Below are 20872 nucleotides of genomic sequence, written 5' to 3' on the forward strand. Positions count from 1 at the left end.
TTCCGTGCAGGCAGTGCACCATGCGCACATGCACATGCCGGCGATACGCAAGGTATATGCCGGTGCATTACCCGCCAGCGCATGTCGGAACAACGTCGGATTCTGCCCTCTCCGAACGACGCGAGTCGGAAGGCAGACAGCTTCCTAACCGGCTGCCAACAACTCGGTGAGAAATGCTCAACTTCTCACCGACACGTCGATATTGAGGGTGCGACAAGGCATCACCAGGTCGCGTCGCAACCGCTGATTGCCAGCGTTACGACCCGGCTCCCTCTGTCCCCCCAAAAGGTCGGCTATGAACGCAATTCTGCAACGCTACAACGTCGGTCGGCGCCTGGGCATGGCGTTCGGCATCCTCATCCTGCTGTCCGGCCTGCTGGTCGCCATGGGTTTGCTGACCATGGCCAGGGCGCATCGCGAGCTGGACAGCATCGTCAACAGGAACATGGAAAAGGTGCGGCTCTCCAACGAGATGCTCGACGCCAATACCAACGTGCAGATCGGGTTGCTGGCCATCACCATCGTCGATGGGGATGCGGCCAACCAGAAGATGATCAACATCGTGCAGAGCAACCGTGCGCGCTACAAGGCCGCGCACGATGCCTTGTCGGCGATGCCCACCAGCCCGGTCGAGCGCCAGGCCATGGACACCATCGAGGCCTCGCGCGCGCGCTCGATGCAACTGAACGATCAGGTGCTCGCGCTGGGCGAAAAGGACCAGAATACGCAGGCGCAGGCGCTGTTGCTCGGCGATGCGGCGGTGGCGATGGACAAGCAGCAGGCCGCGATCCGCGCCAATGCCGATCTGCAGCGGCGCCTGAGCAAGGAGGCCTATGCGGTCTCCTCGGCGGCGATGGCGCGTGGCCGCATCGTCCTGATCTCCGGCGGTCTCGCCGTCCTGTTGGTCAGCGGTCTGCTGGGCTGGACCATCACCCGCAGCCTGACCGGGCCGCTGGGCCGCGCCACCCGCGCCGCCGAAGCCATCGCCGACGGGCGCCTGGACAACGACGTGGGTACCACCGCGCGCGACGAACCCGGCCGCCTGCTGATCGCGATGGGTCGCATGCAGACCCAGTTGCAGCGGTTCTCCAGCGAAACCGCCTTGATGATCGAACTGCATGCGGACAAGGACATGAGCCACCGCATGCCGCAGGACTTCCCCGGCGTGTACGGCGAGTTGAGCAAGGGCATCAACACCATGATGTTCGAGCACCTGGACGCCATCGTCGACGCGATCGGCGTCCTCAACGAATATGCCAATGGCGACCTGCGCCGCGACGCCCGCCGCCTGCCCGGCAGCCGCGCGGTGCTGCACGAATCGATGGACGCGGCCAAGGCCAGCCTGCTGGCGATCAATACCGAGATCAAGCGCCTGGCCGCGGCGGCCGCGGCCGGCGACTTCAGCGCCCGCGGCGATGCGGCGCACTTCCAGCACGACTTCCGGCTGATGGTGCAGGACCTCAACGCGATGATGGAGGTCAGCGATCGCAATCTCGGCAAGCTGTCGGCGCTGTTGCAGTCGATCGCCTCCGGCGACCTGACCGCCCGCATGGACGGCGAGTTCCACGGCGTGTTCGCCACCATGCGCGACGACGCCAATGCCACCGCCGACCAGTTGACCGGCATCGTCGGCCGCATCCAGACCGCTGCGGTGAGCATCAATGCCGCCGCCACCGAGATCGCCGCCGGCAACGACGACCTGTCGCGCCGCACCGAGCAACAGGCCGCCAGCCTGGAAGAAACGGCGGCGTCGATGGAAGAGCTGACTTCCACCGTCAAGCAGAACGCCGAACACGCGCGCCAGGCCAATCAACTGGCGGTGGGCGCGGCCTCGGTCGCCTCGCAAGGCGGCAGCGTGGTCGGCCGGGTGGTCGAGACCATGAGCGGCATCGAGGCCTCCTCGAAGAAGATCGCCGATATCATCTCGGTCATCGACGGCATCGCCTTCCAGACCAATATCCTGGCGCTCAACGCCGCGGTCGAAGCCGCGCGTGCCGGCGAACAGGGCCGTGGTTTCGCCGTGGTCGCCAGCGAAGTGCGCACCCTCGCCCAACGCTCGGCCAACGCCGCCAAGGAGATCAAGACGCTGATCGACGACTCGGTCGGCCGCGTCAGCGAAGGCTCGGTCCTGGTCGACCAGGCCGGCCGCACCATGCAGGAGATCGTCGCCTCGGTGCAGCGCGTCACCGACATCATGGGCGAGATCTCGTCCGCCTCGCAGGAGCAATCCGCCGGCATCGAGCAGGTCAACCAGACCGTCACCCAGATGGACGAGACCACCCAGCAAAACGCGGCCCTGGTGGAAGAAGCCACGGCCGCCGCACGGTCGATGGAAGAACAGGCCGTGCAACTGAGCGATGCGGTCGCGCTGTTCAAGATCGACAATGTCGCCGCGATCGCGCGGCCGGCGCCGGCCCGCAGCGCGCCGCCCGCACGGATGGCCAAGCCGGCCATCACAACCGTGGCGAAGGCCAGCGCCGGCCCGCAAGCGCCAACCGCGCGGCGTGCGGCCGCGGCCGCGGCAAGTAATGGCGACACGTGGCAGGAGTTCTAAGCCCACGGTGGCCGGCCGCCCGGCAACCGACGCCGCGAGGATGCATCTGGCAGCCGGTCGACACTGCGATCGGCTGCCGTCCCGCCATGTCCCGAGGCTCGCGCAAATGCCGCCCCGAGCCGGACCGGCTGTGACCACAGCCGCATCCGTCTGACATTCATTTCAATCGCGTCTCTGACATCACCGCGATCCCACGCTGACACACATGCAGCCCCCGCGACCCACGGTCGTAGTCATCGGCGGCGCGATGCCTCGCTCGCATCCGCCCGATCACACAGCAGCCAACGCTGCACTCCGATGTCCGCCAGGCCACACTGACAACGCCCCTGCCCGGCATACATGACGCCTGCGGGCCAAGGCGCGCGAAAAAGCGCACGCATGCTGCATCCGAGCCACGCCTTGCGGCGTATCTCCCGCCTGATGCGTCCCTCTGCCTCGGCCAACCATCAGGGGCGGCGACTTAACCCGGTCATCATGACAGGTTCAACATTTGTCTACGGCGGCCGCTAAAGATCTGCCCGACCCGGTCGAGCGCTGCCGATTCCACCGCATGCGCGCGCCTGGACAGGCGACGCTCGGCGGCCATCCGGTTGCACCCTGCATTCCCATGGCGCGGATCCCAGTGGATCGCCCGCCTTCTTTCGCTCTTCCTCTGAGACCCGCGCAATGACGTCGCATCCCGCGAACCACGCCGCTCCGCCCGCCTCCGAACGCCGCTCCCGTTTACGGGTCTGGCACGACCTTCCCATCGCACGCAAGCTCAGCCTGATCGGGGTCCTGGCCTTGATCGGGCTGGCCATCCCGCTGCTGCTGTACACGCGCACGCTCAGCGACGGCGTGGAGGTCAGCCGCGCCGAACTGCGCAGCTACGCGCCGCTGCGCGACATGCTGGTCCTGCTCGGGGCGCTGCAGGAAGAACAAGTGGGCAACGCCGCAGACGCGGCGAAGGCGCGCGACACCGCGGACCGGGCGCTGCACGCACTGCAGCGGACCGTGCCGTCCCTGCCCGGCTTCGAACGCAGCACGGCGGCGCTGGCGCAGTTGCAGCAGACCTTGCAGACCAGGCGCAGCGATTTCGCCGCGGTCGCAAACCAGGCCGACGACGCGCTGGACGCCCTGCGCGACGACAGCCAACTGGTCTATACGCCGTACGTGGAAAGCTATCACCTGGTGGTCAGCAGCCTGATCTATGCCCCGGTCACCAGCGAAACCCTGACCCGGCTGGATGCGATGCACGTCCCCTCCCAGGCCGGCGCCGAGACGCCGATGCTGCACGCGCAACTCGCCGAACTGGCCCGCGATCACGCGCGCCTGCGGCAGGAACTGAAGAAGGCGCTGGGCCTGCTCGAGCAACCGGATCCGGCCCTGTCGCGTGCCGTCGCCGCCGAGGCGGCAGTCGCCGATCGCGCCCTGCCGCAGCTGGCGCAGGCCCTGGACGGCGGCAGCGCCGATGCCGATCGACATTGGGACACGGCCCTGCATGGCTGGGACGACGCCTTGCACAGCCTCAGCGCCACCGGGTTGCAGGCGCTGCAACGCCAGTCGCAACGGCACCTGGACGCCTCGCTGCAGGCGATGTGGACCGCCGTTGCCGGCCTCGGCTTGCTGACGCTGCTGATCGCCGCGGTGTGCGTGCATACGCTGATCACCCTGACCCGCAACGTGCGCCGGGCCGCCGGCGTGGCCGCCGACATTGCCGAGGGCCGTCTGGACGCCCGCATCGTGGTGCCCAGCCGCGACGAAAGCGGGCGCCTGCTCGCCGACATGCAACGCATGCAGCAACAGCTGCGCGAGGTCCTGGCCGCGCAAACCGAGATGGCCAAGCACCACGATGCCGGCCAGACCAGCTACCGCATGGACGAAAGCGCCTTCCCCGGCGACTTCGGGCGCATGGTCCGCGACAGCAACACGCTGGCCGCCGCGCACATCGCGGTGACCGAGCGTCTGGCGCAGATCATGGGCCGCTACGCCATCGGTGACTTGTCCGAGGACATGGACCGCCTGCCCGGCGAAAAAGCGCGCCTCACCGAGACGATGGACACGGTCAAGCACAACCTGACCGCGATGAACACCGAGATCAAGCACCTGGCCGGGGCCGCCGCGGCCGGCGACTTCAGCGTGCGCGGCGATGCCGAAGGCTTCCAGTACGATTTCCGCCTGATGGTCGACAGTCTCAACCAGCTGATGGCCACGTCCGACGACAATCTGCAGGCGCTGTCGTCGTTGTTGCGCGCCATCGCCGCCGGCGATCTGACCGCGCGCATGCATGGCGACTTCCAGGGCGTGTTCGCGACCATGCGCGACGACGCCAACGCCACCACCGGGCAGCTGGCTGCCATCGTGTCGCGGATCCAGACCGCCGCCGGCAGCATCAATGGTGCCGCGGCCGAGATCGCCACCGGCAACGACGACCTGTCGCGGCGCACCGAGCAACAGGCGGCCAGCCTGGAAGAGACGGCGGCCTCGATGGAGGAACTGACCTCCACCGTGAAACAGAACGCCGAACGCGCGCGCCAGGCCAACCAGTTGGCCGCGGGCGCGGCGTCGGTGGCTGCGCAGGGCGGCGTGCTGGCCAGCCAGGTCTCGGACAAGATGAGCGGCATCGAGGCCGCGTCACGCAAGATCGCCGACATCATCTCGGTGATCGACGGCATCGCCTTCCAGACCAATATCCTGGCCTTGAACGCCGCGGTGGAAGCCGCGCGCGCCGGCGAACAGGGCCGCGGCTTCGCCGTGGTCGCCACCGAAGTGCGGACGCTGGCGCAGCGCTCGGCCAACGCGGCCAAGGAGATCAAGACCCTGATCGACGATTCGGTCGAGCAGGTCGCCGAGGGCGCGGCCCTAGTCGAACAGGCTGGCAGCACCATGCGAGAGATCGTGACCTCGGTGCAGCACGTCACCGACATCATGGGCGAAATCGCCGTCGCCTCGCAGGAACAATCGTCCGGCATCGAGCAGGTCAACCGCACCGTCACCCAGATGGACGAGAGCACCCAGCAGAACGCCGCGCTGGTGGAGGAAGCCACCGCCGCCGCACGCACGATGGAGGAACAGGCCGGACAGTTGCGCCAGGCCGTGGCGGTGTTCAGGGTGGAGGCCGCGGCATCGACGCGCGCGCCGGCGGTGCTGTCCGCGCACAGGTCGGCGCACGCGTTCGCCTGAGCCGGCACGCGCAGTCGCGCGGGCGCCGTCCTGCCAGCCATCCAACCGGCTCGACGGCGCCACGCCTCGTGCGACGGCAACCCGGAAGACCGATCGACCGCGGCGCCCTCCGCGGCCGTTGGCGTTTCCGGGCCGGCGGGACAGCGTTTGCCCGCAAATCGGGAAGTGACATCGTTACCACAGTGTGAAATGTGATGAACACCACCTTAAGGAACCATAGGCGCTGTCGATAACGTGAACAGCCGGTAAGTGCCGGCGCCGTCCTGGCCGGTCCCTCCATGCAGATGCGCACCCTCGATGCCGACCGACCGCGGCGTTTCCTGCGATTGCCGCTGGGCCTGGTGCTGCTGGCGATGTGGAGCGTCTGGGCCGTCGTGCACCTGGTCGCATCCGCCACCCCGCCACCGGCCGCCAGTGCCGAGGGCATCCGGGCGCGCCTGCTGGCCTTCGCGCCGGCCGCCGCCAGCGCCGGCCAGCCCGTCGCGTTCCGCCTGCGCGTGGCCGGTTGCGCGTGCGCCGCACCGGCAACGGCGTCCCTGCCAGGCATTCGCAGCGTCGACCTGCGCGACCGCGTGGCACCGCCGACCCTGCCCTATGCGCTCATCGTCTTCGATGCGCAGGCCCGCCTGGTCTATGCCGGCCCGGCACAACTGGCCGGATGCGGCACGTCCATCGCCGCGGCTGCACTGATTCCACGCTTGCTCGCCACCGGCGGTGCATCGCCGCTGATCTCACCCGCCACGTGCGGATGCCCCACAGACTCCAAGGAATCTCTCGCATGAGCGCGTCGCCTCACCCAGGCAGTCTTCTCATCGGCCACGAGCGCTATGTCTATCTGCAGAGGCTGGCGGCACAGGCCGACCGGTTGTTCGTGGCGGTCGCGGTCCTGGCCACCCTGGCCAGCCTCGCCGCCGCCTGGCATCAGGGCGCGTGGACGTTGTGGTTGACGGTCAGCCTGCCGACGCTGGCGGTCATCGCCCTGCAGGTGAAACTGTACCCGGGCAGCCTGCTGAGCCGCTGCACCGTGGCACTGGGCCTGATGGTGCTGGCGGCCGCGCTGATCCAGCAGGCCGGCGGCATGATCGAGGTGCACTTCGGGGTCATCCTGCTGATCGCCCTGCTGCTGTACTACCGCGACTGGCGTCCGATCGTGGTCGCCGCCGCGGCGATCGCCGTGCACCACGTGCTGTTCTTCTGGCTGCAGCATCGCGGCCTGCCGGTGCGCGTGTTCACCGCCGATGCCGGGCTCGGCATCCTGGCGATCCACGCGCTGTACGTGGCGGTGGAAGCGGCGATCCTGGTGCCGATGGCGGTGCAGATGCGCCGACAACTGCTGGACGTGGGCCACGATCCGCACGACCTGGCGCAGGCCGCACGCGCCATCGCCCAGCAGCAACCGCTGCCGGAGGCGATCCGTGCGCTGACCCTGCCGGAAGGCTCCATCGCCCACACCCTGGTTGCGGCCAATGCGCAACTGCTGCACGGCCGCGAGCAGGACAGCGAGGCCCAGCGCGAAAACCAGCGCATCCGCAGCGCGCTGGACGACGTCACCACCAACGTGATGATCGCCGACGCCGAGCGCCGCATCGTCTACGTCAACCGGCCGCTGCTGCAGATGCTCAGCGACGTGCAGGACGACCTGCGCCGCGACCTGCCGCAGTTCGACGCCAGCGCGCTGCTGGGCAAGACCATCGACGTGTTCCATCGCCATCCCGAACACCAGGCGCGCATGCTCGCCGAGTTGAAGGGCACCCACCGCGCGCAGATCCGCGTCGGCGGCCATACCATGCGCCTGATCGTCAATCCGGTCACCGACGCCGCTGGCCACCGCCTGGGCTTCGTGGTGGAGTGGGCCGACCGGACCGACGAAGTGGCGGTGGAAGAAGAGATCGCCGGCATCGTGCGCGGCGCGGTGGCCGGCGACCTCGGCGGGCGTATCCGCCTGGACGGCAAGCACGGCTTCCTGCTGCAACTGGGCGAACAGATCAACGCCATGCTCGCCGCCAGCGCCTCCGGCCTGGGCCACATCCAGCAGATGCTGCGCGCGCTCGCCGAGGGCGACCTGTCGCGGCGCATCGATGCCGACCTGCAGGGCGTGTACGCCAACATGAAGGACGACGCCAACGCCACCGCCGAGCAGTTGTCGGCGATCGTGCGGCAGATCCAGGGCGCCTCCGACGCGATCAACACCGCGGCCGGCGAGATCGCCGCCGGCAACGACGACCTGTCGCGGCGCACCGAGCAGCAGGCCGCCAGCCTGGAGGAAACCGCCGCTTCGATGGAAGAGCTGACCTCCACGGTCAAGCAGAATGCCGAGCATGCGCACCAGGCCAACCAGTTGGCGGTCGGCGCCGCGGCGGTCGCCTCGCAGGGCGGAAGCGTGGTCGGCCAGGTGGTCACCACCATGAGCGGCATCGAGGCCTCCTCGAATAAGATCGCCGACATCATCTCGGTGATCGACGGCATCGCCTTCCAGACCAACATCCTGGCGCTCAATGCCGCAGTGGAAGCCGCACGTGCCGGCGAACAGGGCCGCGGTTTCGCCGTGGTCGCCAGCGAGGTACGCACCCTCGCCCAGCGTTCGTCGAACGCGGCCAAGGAGATCAAGACCCTGATCGACGATTCGGTCGGCCGCGTCGCCCAAGGCTCGGCCCTGGTCGATCAGGCCGGCGGCACCATGCGCGAGATCGTGGCCTCGGTGCAGCGCGTCACCGACATCATGCGCGACATCGCCGCCGCCTCGCAGGAGCAATCGGCCGGCATCGAGCAGGTCAACCAGACCATCGCGCAGATGGACGAGGCCACCCAGCAGAATGCCGCCCTGGTCGAGGAAGCCAGCGCCAGTGCCCGCTCGATGGAACAGGAGGCAGGCGCACTGGCACGCGCCGTGGCATCCTTCACCCTGGAGCAGCGTCCGCGGCTGAGCGCCGTCGCCACTGGCGGCAACGCGCAGCCGGACTACAAAAACGCGGCGCTCAGCCGATAGCATGCGTGGGGCGATCCGACGCGGTGCCGCCCCACCCACCTCCCGTACCCACTGTCCACCATGGCCGAAGGCACTCCCAGCGACTCTCCCGTCCCGTCTTCGCCGCAAGAAGAGGTGGAGGACGACCGCTTCCTGCTGACCAAGCCGCGACAGATCCGCCAGTTGCTGCAGTCGCTGATCCAGCAGCGCTCGCAGGTCAGTGCGCACGTGGGCGGCCGCGATCAGGCCTTCTCCACCGCGCTGCTGGAGCTGGACGAGGACAGCGTGCTGCTGGACCTGAGCGTCAACGAAGCCTCCAATCGCGCTGCGGAGCAGGCCGAGTACTTGCTGTGCTTCGCGCAACTGGACAAGGTGCGGGTGCGTTTCCGCATCGAGCGCCCCGAGCGCACCGATCGCAACGGCCAGTCCGGCTTCCTCGCCGCGTTGCCGGAATCGCTGTACTACCTGCAGCGGCGCGAGCATTTCCGCCTGGAGACCCCGGTCACCGAATCGCCGCTGTGCGTGCTGCGTTTCGAGGACGACGCCGGCCAGGTCGAACTGAAGCTGCGCGTGGTGGACATCAGCGGCGGCGGCCTGGCGGTGGCGCTGGTGCAGGGCCAACCCATGCCGCAGCTGCAGCAGAGCTGCCCGAACTGCATCCTGCAGCTGCCCGATGCCGATGCCATCCGGCTGACCCTACAGGTCTGCAACATGTATGTCTCCAAGCTCGCCAACGGCCAGGACACCCTGCGGGTAGGCATGCGCTTCCTGGACCTGCCGCGCGGCGCCGACGCGGCGATCCAGCGCTACGTGTTCCGCATCGAGCGCCAGCGCAGCGCCCGCAAGAGCGGCGTGCTTTCCTGAACGCCGGCAACCGTCGGCCGCCCGGGGTCTAAAGTTCGGCGGCGCCGCGCCGATCTAGCATCAGAGTCGCGCTTCCCCACCCACGCCATCATCCGCAATCCCGTGCGCACCAGGAGCACACGATGAACGACAAGACCACCTCCACCTCCGGCGCCACCGGCGGCGAATTCCTCAGCTTCACCCTCGGCGAAGAACACTACGGCGTGGATATCCTCAAGGTGCAGGAAATCCGCGGCTACGACTCGGTCACCCGGGTCCCGGACGCCCCCGAGTACATCAAGGGCGTGATCAACCTGCGCGGCACCATCGTGCCGGTCATCGACCTGCGCCTGAAGCTGCGCCTGAAGGAGGCGCGCTACGACGCCTTCACCGTGATGATCGTGCTCAACGTCGAGAACCGCGTGGTCGGCATCGTCGTGGACAGCGTCTCCGACGTGATCCCGCTTAACGAAGAGCAGATCCGCCCGACCCCCGAGTTCGGCGCCGCGGTCGACACCCGCTTCATCTCCGGGATCGGCACCCAGGACGACAAGATGTTGATTCTGCTGGACATCGAGACCCTGCTGGACAGCGCCGAGTTCGGCCAGCAGCACGCCCACGTCGACGAAGCCGCCTGACGGACGACGGCTCGCCCGGCTGTAGACGAAACCCGCCTCACGGCGGGTTTTTTATTTGAAATGCGAACTGTTTATCAGTTGTGAGAATCAAGTTAACCGTTTTCATGCCGATAGCTGAAGGGTGGCTGGCCATCACACAGCCCTCACTTCATCCCCCGTCCTCAAGGAGTCTTGTCATGAAACCGAGCTTTCCCATGCTGTTGGTCCTGTTGCTCGCCGCCAGCCCCAGCACCTTCGCCCAGTCCCAGCAGATGATCCCGCCGGAGATGGCCACCCGTTTCGTCGGCAAGGACGGCATGGTCTGCGGCAAGGTCGAGAAAGCCAAGTACGCGCAGAATTCCGAAGGCGAGCCGACCTTCCTGTACATGGGCGGCATGTTCCCGCGCCACACCTTCTCCGCCCGCATCGCCGGCGCCGACCGCAGCAAGTTCGGCTTCGCGCCGGAGACCCTGGAAGGCAAGGACGTGTGCGTGATCGGCAAGATCGAGCGCGACAGCTCGCGCGCCGAGATCCAGGTCAGCGCGCCGTCCAGCCTGAAGCTGGCCACCATCAAGTAAGCCTCCGCGCCGCCGCGCTGGACCCGTGCACCCACGGTCCGGTGTGGCGGCGTTTGCCGTTCTTGCCCCTTGTCGCCCCCTCCGAATTACGGGAAACGCGCTCATGCAGTGGATAAAAGATCTCAAGGTGATGCCCAAACTGATGCTGGCGTTCGGCGTCGTGCTGGCGTTGATGCTCATCCAGGGCGTGGCCGCCTATCGCGGTCTGAACTCGCTCAATGGCGTGACCAGTAATGTGTCGTCGCAGGTGGTGCCGAGTGTGCGCACCGGCGGCGAGATGCGCGGCATCCTGGGCGAGTACCGCAACGCGGCCTACCAGAGCCTGATCCGCAGCAGCGATGCGCTGAAGAAGGAATCGGCGGCGCGCGCGATCGCGCTGAAGAAGCAGATGGACAAGATCCTGGCCGACTATCCGCCCAAGATCGGCAGCGCGCAGGAAAAGACGATCTACCAGCGACTGGTCGCCGACTGGAAGAAGGCCAGCGCCTCCTATCAGTCCGTCAACGAAATGCTGCAGCTGGACCTGCACGACGATGCCATCGACACCTTCACCGGCGAGACCCGCACCCTGCACAACAAGGTGGTGGACGACGTCGTCGCGCTGATCGCCGAGAACGACCGCCAGGCCAAGGTCGCGGCCGACGCCGCCAGCGGCACCTACGGCAAGGCCTCGGCGACCCTGCTGGTCTGCCTGTTGATCGGCCTGGGCGCGGCGATCGGCATGGCCTTCCTGTTCGGGCGGATGCTGGCCAACAGCGTGCGCGACGCGGTCAAGGTGGCCAGCGACGTCGCCGGCGGCAAGCTCGACGGGCATATCGACTCCAACGGCAAGGACGAATTCGGCGAGCTGATGCAGGCGCTCAAGCGCATGCAGCAGGACCTGCGCGGGCGCATCGAGCGCGACGCCGCGGTCGCGTCCGAGAACCTGCGCATCCGTACCGCGCTGGACAACTCCTCGATCGGCATGTTCATCGTCGACCTGGACTACAACATCGTCTACGCCAACCCCTCGATGCAGGGCCTCACCGACAAGTACGCCGAGCAGATCCACTCGGTCGCGCCGGCGTTCGATTCCAGCCTGCCGCTGGTCGGCTCGCCGGTGACGGTGCTGGAGTACGGCAACCAGCACGATCCCAAGACCCTGGCGGAGCTGGAGAAGAAGGGCGTGATGGACCGCGAGATGGCCTATGCCGACGCGCGCATCGCCCAGACCATCACCGCCATCCGCGACCAGCACGGCGCCCATATCGGCTTCGTGTGCGAATCGCGCGACCGCACCCTGGAAGCCCAGGTCGAGCAGGAAGTGGCCAAGATCGTGCGCGCGGCCGCCGCCGGCGACCTCAGCGGGCGCGTCGGCCTCGACGGCAAGCACGGCTTCTTCCTGCAGTTGGCACAGCAGCTCAACGGCCTGCTGCAGGCCAACGGCGACAGCATCGGCGAAGTGTCCAAGTTGCTGACCGCGCTGTCGCAGGGCGACCTCACCGCGCGCATGCACGGCGAGTTCCAGGGCGTGTTCGCGACCATGCGCGACGACGCCAACGCCACCGCCGAGCAACTGGCGGCCATCGTCGGCCGTATCCAGCAGGCGGCAAACGCGATCAACGCCGCGGCCGGCGAGATCGCCGCCGGCAACGACGACCTGTCGCGCCGCACCGAACAGCAGGCCGCCAACCTGGAAGAAACCGCCGCCTCGATGGAGGAACTGACCTCCACCGTGAAGCAGAACGCCGAACATGCGCGCCAGGCCAACCAGCTCGCCGCCGGCGCCGCTTCGGTCGCCTCGCAGGGCGGCGATGTGGTCGGCCGCGTGGTCGAGACCATGACCGGCATCGAGGCCTCCTCGAAGAAGATCGGCGACATCATCAGCGTCATCGACGGCATCGCCTTCCAGACCAACATCCTGGCGCTCAATGCCGCCGTCGAAGCGGCGCGCGCCGGCGAACAGGGCCGCGGCTTCGCGGTTGTGGCCAGCGAAGTGCGCACGCTGGCGCAGCGCTCGGCCAACGCCGCCAAGGAGATCAAGGGCCTGATCGACGCCTCGGTGGGCCAGGTGGCCAACGGCTCGACCCTGGTCCGCCAGGCCGGCCAGACCATGACCGAGATCGTGGCCTCGGTGCAGCGCGTCACCGACATCATGGGCGAGATCGCCGCCGCCTCGCAGGAGCAGTCGGCCGGCATCGAGCAGGTCAACCAGACCGTCACCCAGATGGACGAGACCACCCAGCAGAACGCCGCACTGGTGGAAGAAGCCACCGCGGCCGCCCGCTCGATGGAAGAGCAGGCCGGCCAGCTGATCGAGTCCGTGTCGATCTTCCGCGTCGAGCAGTCGGCCCAGTCCGCGGTGGTGCATGCACCGCAGGCCGTGGCCGCGCCGAAGCCGGCACTGGTGGCGAAGAAGCCGACGGCCGTCGCCTCCGCCAAGCCGGCGGCGGTGCGCGCCCGCAAGGTCGAACCCGCGCTGGCCGATTCCGACTGGCAGGAGTTCTGAGCCCGGCCCGGCCTGTCGCTACACCCCCTCCCCGGCCTTCGCGCCGGGGATTTTTTTGATGGCGACGCCGGCGCGCGGATTGTCTACGAATCGGTCGCGCCGCGCGCTCAATTTCATCGTTGCCGGGGCCGTTAAATCCCTGGGAACCTTCCAAGGAACTGGTCGATGTCGTCTCGCTCGTTGCTCACCCGCCTTTCGGATCTGCCGCTGCGCCGCAAGTTCCTGTGGCAGACCGTCTTGCTGGGCGCCGGTATCGTCCTGCTGGCGGTGATCGCCGCGCGGATGCAGTACCTGGACATCCGCAACACGCGCGAGCAGGCGCTGAAGAGCCAGATCGAGCTGGCGCTGGGCGTGGTCCGTGCCTATGCGGCGGAAGTGGACAAGGGCAGCATGCCGCTGGACGAGGCGCAGCGCACCGCCCTGCGCACCCTGGAGTCGATGCGCGCCCGCGACGGCGTGGATTACTTCTACGTGCACGACATGCATCCGACCATGCTGATGCACCCCACCCGCAAGGACCTGATCGGCAAGGACATCGGCCAGGTGCTCAGTGCCGACGGCAAGCCGATCTTCCGCGATTTCGTGAAGGCGGCCGAGGCCGGCGGCGGCTATGTCGACTACCTGTGGCCCAAGCCCGGCAACACCACGCCGGTGGAGAAGGTCTCCTACAACGCTCCGTTCGCGCCCTGGCATTGGGTCATCGGCACCGGCGTCTACATGGACGATGTGCAGGCGCAGGCGCTGATCTTCACCGGGGTCATGACCCTGGCCGGCGGCATCCTGGTGCTGCTCACCTTCGGTATCAACTGGCTGATCGGCAGTTCCGTGCTGCGTCCGGTGTCGCGCAGCCTGGACGCGATCCGCGCCGTGTCGCGCGGGGATCTCAACGTGCGCATCGACAACCCCGGCCGCGACGAGGCCGGCGAGATGCTGCGCGCCACCGGCGAGATGATCCGGATGCTGGAGCGCTTCTCCAGCGAGACCGCGCAGATGGCGGTGCTGCACGCCGACAAGGACATGTCCCACCGCATGCCGGAGGATTTCCCCGGCGTGTACGGCGAACTGGCCACCAGCATCAACCGCATGATGTTCGAGCACCTGGATGCCATCGTCGATGCCATCGCCGTGCTCAACGAATACGCCAACGGCGACCTGCATCGCGACGCGCGCCGCCTGCCCGGCAGCCGCGCGGTGCTGCACGAATCGATGGACGCGGCCAAGGCCAGCCTGCTGGCGATCAATACCGAGATCAAGCGCCTGGCCGCCGCCGCCGCCGCCGGCGACTTCAGCGTGCGCGGCGACGCCGAGCGCTTCCAGCACGACTTCCGGCTGATGGTGCAGGACCTCAATGCGATGATGGAGGTCAGCGACCGCAACCTGGGCAAGCTGTCGACGCTGCTGCAGGCCATCGCCGCCGGCGACCTGAGCGCGCGCATGCACGGCGACTTCCACGGCGTGTTCGCGCGGATGCGCGAGGACGCCAATACCACCGCCGACCAGCTCGCCGACATCGTCGGCCGCATCCAGACCGCGGCACGCAGCATCCACGGTGCCACCACCGAACTGGCCGCCGGCAACGAGGACCTGTCGCGCCGCACCGAACAGCAGGCGGCCAACCTGGAAGAGACCGCCGCCTCGATGGAGGAACTGACCTCCACCGTGAAGCAGAACGCCGAGCACGCGCGCCAGGCCAACCAGTTGGCCGCCGGCGCCGCCTCGGTGGCCTCGCAGGGCGGCGACGTGGTCGGCCGGGTGGTCGAGACCATGAGCGGCATCGAGGCCTCCTCGAAGAAGATCGCCGACATCATCTCGGTGATCGACGGCATCGCCTTCCAGACCAACATCCTGGCCTTGAACGCGGCGGTGGAAGCCGCCCGCGCCGGCGAACAGGGCCGTGGCTTCGCGGTGGTCGCCAGCGAAGTGCGCACGCTGGCGCAGCGTTCGGCCAACGCCGCCAAGGAGATCAAGACGCTGATCGACGACTCGGTCGGCCGCGTCAGCGAAGGCTCGGTCCTGGTCGACCAGGCCGGCCGCACCATGCAGGAGATCGTGGCCTCGGTGCAGCGGGTGACCGGCATCATCGGCGAGATCGCCGCGGCCTCGCAGGAGCAGTCGATGGGCATCGAGCAGGTCAGCCGCACCGTGGCGCAGATGGACCAGGCGATCCAGCAGAACGTCGCCGTGGTCGAGGAGGCCAGCGCCTCGGCGCGGGCACTGGAAGACCAGGGCCGCCGGCTCGGCGAGGCCGCGGCGGTGTTCCGGCTGGACGCGGTGTCGGCCCAAGCGGACAGCGCTGCGGCGCGCACGCCTGCCGCAGCGGCGCGGAGCGCGGCGCGGCCGGCGCCGCTGCGGCTGGTACGCGCGCCGGCCCCCGCCATCGAGACCGATTGAGCGGCCGTACCGGTGCGATAGGAACAATCAGGCATCGCGCCGCAACTTGCGCCACGTCACGGTTCAAGCAATCGCCGCGCGAGTCGATATCAGGATCACGCTTCGTGATCCGCGCATGACACCGCCGGGTCACGACGCGACCGTTCAGGGAGCACGTGATGCCTTGCCGTCCACATCCACCATCGTCCAGTCTCCTGCCGCCGCGCCGCGTCGACGCGTGCACGCAGGTCCTGTCCATGGTTTGGCGCCAGCCATCCAGGCACTGGATCCGCGCGCGCATGGCACGCGACGGCCTCGACCGGCGCCGCGCCTGCGCGCCGCCCTCGCCTCGCCCCACCTCCGCCAGCTGACGCCGCGGCCGCCCTCTCCCCCGCTTTCCACCCCGTTACCGCACATGGAATGCCCATGAACGTGCTTCCGCACCTGAAAATCCGCGACAAGCTGATCTGCGCCTTCGCCCTGACCACCCTGCTGACGCTGGTGCTGGGCGCGTTCACCTATTCCCGCACCAACCTGTCGATCTCCGAACTCCAGCACATCGAGCGGGACTGGGTGCCGGCGACCCAGGCCCTGTCCGAGGTGCGCGCGCAACTGGGCGAGTTCCGCACCTACGAACTGGCGCAACTGGCGCGCGCCAACGATCCGCAAGCACAGGCCGACTATTTCAAGCGCATGCAGAAGGTGCGCAACGAGGTGGCCAAGCACCAGCAGGTCATCGCGGCGATGATGCGCGACCCCAAGCAGGTGCAGATGTACGCCGGTGTCCAGGAAACGCTGACGGCCTATCTGCAGGCCAATACCGAGATGGGCGCCGCCTTGCGCGCCGGCGACGTGGCGGCGGCGCAGAGCATCTCCGATAACCGCTCGCGGGCGCTGCGCCGCACCTTGTTCGAGCGCATCGTGGCGTTGACCGAGTACAACGTCGCCGAACTGAACCGGGAGATGGAGCTCGCCCATCGCCAGATGGCCAATACCAAGACGCTGATCCTGGCACTGCTCGCGCTGGCCGTGCTGTTCGCCGGCGTCACCGCCTGGCTGATCGCGCGCGGCATGGCCCGCCAGCTGCACGCGGCCAAGCGCCTGTCGCAGGCGGTGGCCCGCGGCGAACTGGAGGGCGCCACCTATCCGCACGGCAAGGACGAAATCGGCGAACTGATGGACGACATGCTGGTCATGCGCTCGCGCATCCATGCGGTGATCCGCGCGCAGGACGAGATGGCGCAGCAGCACGCGCGCGGCACCATCAGCTATCGCATGGACGAGACCGCCTTCCCCGGCGAGTACGGGCAGATGGTCAAGGGCACCAACGAGCTGGTCGCCTCGCACATCGCGGTGAAGATGCGCCTGCTGCAGATCATCCACCGCTATGCCATCGGCGACCTGTCCGAGGACATGGACCGGCTGCCCGGCGAAAAGGCCGTGCTCACCGAAACCATGGACATGGCCAAGCAGAACCTGACCGCGATGAGCGACCAGATCAAGCAGCTGGCGGAGGCGGCCGCGGCCGGCGCGTTCGGCACGCGCGGCGATCCGGACCGCTTCCAGTTCGGCTTCCGTGCGATGGTGCAGGACCTCAACGCGATGATGGCGGTCAGCGACCGCAACCTGGGCGAGCTGTCGACGCTGCTGCAGTCCATCGCCGCCGGCGACCTCACCGCGCGCATGCACGGCGAGTACCACGGCGTGTTCGGGCGCATGCGCGACGACGCCAATGCCACCGCCGCGCAACTGGCGGCCATCGTCGGCCGCATCCAGGCTGCCGCCGCCAACATCAATGTCGCCTCGACCGAGATCGCCGCCGGCAACCACGACCTGTCGCGCCGCACCGAGCAGCAGGCGGCCAGCCTGGAGCGCACCGCCGCGTCGATGGAGGAACTGACCTCCACCGTGAAGCAGAACGCCGAGCATGCGCGCCAGGCCAACCAGCTCGCCGCCGGCGCGGCCGCGGTCGCCTCGCAGGGCGGCGAGGTGGTCGGCCAGGTGGTGACCACCATGAACGGCATCGAGGCCTCGTCGAAGAAGATCGCCGACATCATCGGCGTGATCGACGGCATTGCCTTCCAGACCAACATCCTGGCGCTGAACGCGGCGGTGGAAGCCGCGCGCGCCGGCGACCAGGGCCGCGGCTTCGCCGTGGTCGCCAGCGAAGTGCGCACCCTCGCCCAGCGCTCGGCCAGTGCCGCCAAGGAGATCAAGACGCTGATCGACGAGTCGGTCGGCCGCGTCGCCGAAGGCTCGGCGCTGGTGGACCAGGCCGGCCGCACCATGAGCGAGATCGTGACCTCGGTGCGCCGCGTCACCGACATCATGGGCGAGATCGCCGCGGCCTCGCAGGAGCAGTCCGCCGGCATCGAACAGGTCAACCAGACCGTGGTGCAGATGGACGAGAGCACCCAGCAGAACGCCGCGCTGGTCGAGGAAGCCACCGCCGCGGCGCGCTCGATGGAGGACCAGGCCGGGCAGCTCGGCGCGGCCATCGCCGCGTTCAAGCTGGACACCTACCAGGGCGCAGCCGCCAACGCGCCGCTCGCGCACGCGGGCCCTGCCCCGGCCCGGGCCAGGACCCGGCCGGCGCCACGCCCGCGCCCCGTCGCCGCGGTCGCCGCCAGCGCCAGCGAGACGCAGTGGCAGGAGTTCTGAGCAGCGACGCCACCGCCGGCGGCCGTTCCTGACCGCCGGCTGTCAATTTCGTCCACTCCCGGCCGATAACTCGGTTGACCGACCATCGCTGCGCACCATGGCCATCCAGACTCCCGCTTCGCCCTCCTCCGGTTCCGACAATCGCGACTTCGACTTCAGCGACCGCGATTTCAAGCGGGTCTGCGACCTCATCTACCAGAAGGCCGGCATCGCCCTGGCCCCGGCCAAGCGCGACATGGTCTATGGCCGCCTGTCGCGGCGCCTGCGCGTGCTCGGGCTGCGCTCGTTCCGCGACTACCTGGACTGGCTGGAGCGCGACGGCGGCGACGAATGGGAGGCGTTCACCAACGCGCTGACCACCAACCTGACCTCGTTCTTCCGCGAACCGCACCATTTCGAGCGGCTGCGCGAGGAACTGCAGAAGCATTCCGGCGCGGCGCCGCTGAAGATCTGGTCCTGCGCCTCGTCCACCGGCGAGGAACCCTACTCGCTGGCGATCACCGCCTGCGAGGCGTTCGGCACGCTGACCCCGCCGGTGCGGATCCTGGCCACCGACGTCGACACCCAGGTGCTGGCCACCGCCTCGCGCGGCGTGTACGCGCTGGAGCGCGTCGCCAGCCTGGACCCGGCGCTGAAGCGCAAGTACTTCCAGCGCGGCAGCGGCGCCAACGAGGGCCAGTGCCGGGTGCTGCCGGCACTGCGCGACCTGCTCGAGTTCCGCCAGCTCAACCTGCTGGAACCGCGCTACGACGTCGCCGGGCCCTACCTGGCGCTGTTCTGCCGCAACGTGATGATCTATTTCGACAAGCCCACCCAGCGCGGCATCCTGTCGCGGCTGATCCCGCACCTGGACGACGACGGCATGCTCTACACCGGCCATTCGGAAAACTATCTGCATGCCGCCGACCTGATCCAGCCCTGCGGCCGCACGCTGTACCGCCGGGCGCAAAAGGATCGCGCATGAGCCCCGCCGCCATGGCTGTAGACCAGGTGATGCGCTATCACGATACGCGCTTCCAGACGACGGCCGCCAAGCTGCTGCCCACCCAATACCTGGTGGTGGACGACGACACCGCGCTGACCACCATCCTGGGTTCGTGCGTGGCCGCCTGCATCCGCGACCCGCTGCTGAAGATCGGCGGCATGAACCACTTCATGCTGCCAGATGGCCAGAGCGGCGACGGCGCGCCGGCGCGCTACGGCAGCTATGCGATGGAAGTGCTGATCAACGACCTGCTCAAGCGCGGCGCCGCCCGCAACCGCCTGGAAGCCAAGGTGTTCGGCGGCGGCAATGTGCTCAAGGGCTTCACCAACAACCCGGTGGGCACGCGCAACGCCGACTTCGTCCTGAACTATCTCAAGGCCGAGCAGATCCCGGTGGTGGCCGAGGATCTGCGCGGCATCCATCCGCGCAAGATCTGGTTCTTCCCCGGCACCGGCCGCGTGGTCGTGCAGCGCCTGCCGCACGCGCACGAGGAGGCCGAGATCGCCGCGGCCGAGTCGGCGGTGCGCGCCCGTCTGGCCAAAGCCCCTGTCACCGGCGCCGTGGAGTTGTTCGAATGAGCCTGGAAGCCCCTTGCCGTGTCCTGATCGTCGACGACTCCGCGGTCGTGCGGCAGATCCTCACCGAGATCCTGTCCGGCGCGCCCGGCGTGGAGGTGGTCGGCTCGGCCGCCGACCCGCTGCTGGCGCGCGAGAAGATCAAGCGCCTGAATCCGGACGTCATCACCCTGGACGTGGAAATGCCGCGCATGGACGGCCTGGCGTTCCTGGAAAACCTGATGCGACTGCGGCCCACGCCGGTGGTGATGATCTCCTCGCTCACCGAGCGCGGCGCCGACACCACCCTGCAGGCGCTGTCGCTGGGCGCGGTCGACTTCGTCTCCAAGCCCAAGCTCGACGTGGCCCGCGGGCTGGAGGAATACGCCGAAGAGATCATCGCCAAGGTCAAGAACGCGGCCAAGGCCAAGGTCCGCGCCCTGGACCGGCCGGCCACGCCGAAGCCGGCCGGCGCCACCGCCACGCCCGCCGCGGTGTCGTCGCTGAAGTTCCGCACCACCGACCGGCTGATCGCGATCGGCGCCTCCGCCGGCGGCACCGAGGCGCTGCGCGTGGTCCTGGAAGGCATGCCGGCCGACGCCCCGGCGGTGGTGATGACCCAGCACCTGCCGGCCGGCTTCAGCACCGCCTTCGCCGAGCGCCTCAACCGGCACTCGGCGATGGCCGTGCGCGAGGCCACCGAAGGCGAAGCGATCCTGCCCGGCCATGCCTACCTGCCGCCCGGCGGCAAGCACCTGCAGGTGATCCGCGACGGCGCCCGCTGGCGCTGCAAGATCGACGACGGCCCGCCGGTCAACCGGCACAAGCCGGCAGTCGACGTGCTGTTCCAGTCGGTGGCGCGCAACGCCGGTGCCAACGCCATCGGCGCGATCCTCACCGGCATGGGCGACGACGGCGCACGCGGCCTGCTGGAAATGCTGCAGGCCGGCGCCAGCACCCTGGTCCAGGACGAGGCCACCAGCGTGGTCTGGGGCATGCCCGGCACCGCCTTCCGCCTGGGCGCGGCGCAGGAAGTGCTGCCGCTGGACAAGATCGCCGAGCGCCTGATCGCGCTGTCCGCGCAGGCCCGCTGAC

The 20872-nt window shown here is 68.5% G+C and carries 13 protein-coding genes; all 13 read left to right on the top strand.

All coding sequences use genetic code 11. The features are described from left to right. Positions 1 to 295 precede the first annotated feature (295 nt). The 13 genes from NUG21_RS10820 to NUG21_RS10880 all read left to right on the top strand — a co-directional run bounded on the left by NUG21_RS10820 (position 296) and on the right by NUG21_RS10880 (position 20871). On the top strand, positions 296 to 2554 hold the full coding sequence (locus NUG21_RS10820) for a methyl-accepting chemotaxis protein (protein WP_263390849.1): 2259 nt from the start codon (positions 296 to 298) through the stop codon (positions 2552 to 2554). Positions 2555 to 3220: 666 nt separating this feature from the next. Continuing rightward, on the top strand, positions 3221 to 5716 hold the full coding sequence (locus NUG21_RS10825) for a methyl-accepting chemotaxis protein (RefSeq protein ID WP_263390850.1): 2496 nt from the start codon (positions 3221 to 3223) through the stop codon (positions 5714 to 5716). A gap of 278 nt (positions 5717 to 5994) precedes the next feature. After that, a complete protein-coding gene (locus NUG21_RS10830) occupies positions 5995 to 6498 on the top strand; it encodes a hypothetical protein (protein ID WP_263390851.1) in 504 nt (167 codons plus the stop codon). Further along, positions 6495 to 8702 carry a methyl-accepting chemotaxis protein gene (locus tag NUG21_RS10835; protein WP_263390852.1) on the top strand — a complete coding sequence of 736 codons (2208 nt, stop codon included), beginning with the start codon at positions 6495 to 6497 and terminating at the stop codon, positions 8700 to 8702. The genes NUG21_RS10830 and NUG21_RS10835 overlap by 4 nt, the downstream gene beginning before the upstream one ends. A gap of 60 nt (positions 8703 to 8762) precedes the next feature. Beyond that, positions 8763 to 9545: a flagellar brake protein gene (locus NUG21_RS10840; RefSeq protein WP_242083567.1), complete on the top strand. Its 783-nt coding sequence runs from the start codon at positions 8763 to 8765 to the stop codon at positions 9543 to 9545. Between the two features lie 122 nt (positions 9546 to 9667). Further along, positions 9668 to 10162, top strand: coding sequence for a chemotaxis protein CheW (locus NUG21_RS10845; protein ID WP_019796102.1), 495 nt, complete (start codon positions 9668 to 9670; stop codon positions 10160 to 10162). Between the two features lie 194 nt (positions 10163 to 10356). After that, on the top strand, positions 10357 to 10719 hold the full coding sequence (locus NUG21_RS10850) for a hypothetical protein (protein ID WP_017910574.1): 363 nt from the start codon (positions 10357 to 10359) through the stop codon (positions 10717 to 10719). Between the two features lie 103 nt (positions 10720 to 10822). Beyond that, complete coding sequence (locus tag NUG21_RS10855; RefSeq protein ID WP_263390853.1) at positions 10823 to 13207, top strand: methyl-accepting chemotaxis protein; 2385 nt, start codon at positions 10823 to 10825, stop codon at positions 13205 to 13207. A gap of 165 nt (positions 13208 to 13372) precedes the next feature. Further along, a complete protein-coding gene (locus NUG21_RS10860) occupies positions 13373 to 15598 on the top strand; it encodes a methyl-accepting chemotaxis protein (RefSeq protein WP_263390854.1) in 2226 nt (741 codons plus the stop codon). 405 nt (positions 15599 to 16003) lie between these two features. Beyond that, complete coding sequence (locus NUG21_RS10865; RefSeq protein WP_263390855.1) at positions 16004 to 18238, top strand: methyl-accepting chemotaxis protein; 2235 nt, start codon at positions 16004 to 16006, stop codon at positions 18236 to 18238. 97 nt (positions 18239 to 18335) lie between these two features. After that, the gene (locus NUG21_RS10870) at positions 18336 to 19202 is read left to right on the top strand and encodes a CheR family methyltransferase (protein ID WP_017917563.1); all 867 of its coding nucleotides are present in this window, start codon (positions 18336 to 18338) and stop codon (positions 19200 to 19202) included. Continuing rightward, complete coding sequence (cheD, locus tag NUG21_RS10875) at positions 19199 to 19801, top strand: chemoreceptor glutamine deamidase CheD (protein WP_048489105.1); 603 nt, start codon at positions 19199 to 19201, stop codon at positions 19799 to 19801. Before NUG21_RS10870 ends, cheD begins: the two co-directional genes overlap by 4 nt. After that, positions 19798 to 20871 carry a protein-glutamate methylesterase/protein-glutamine glutaminase gene (locus NUG21_RS10880; protein WP_160946669.1) on the top strand — a complete coding sequence of 358 codons (1074 nt, stop codon included), beginning with the start codon at positions 19798 to 19800 and terminating at the stop codon, positions 20869 to 20871. The genes cheD and NUG21_RS10880 overlap by 4 nt, the downstream gene beginning before the upstream one ends. Position 20872 lies beyond the last annotated feature (1 nt).

Source organism: Xanthomonas sp. CFBP 8445 (assembly GCF_025666235.1).
GTDB lineage: Bacteria > Pseudomonadota > Gammaproteobacteria > Xanthomonadales > Xanthomonadaceae > Xanthomonas_A > Xanthomonas_A indica.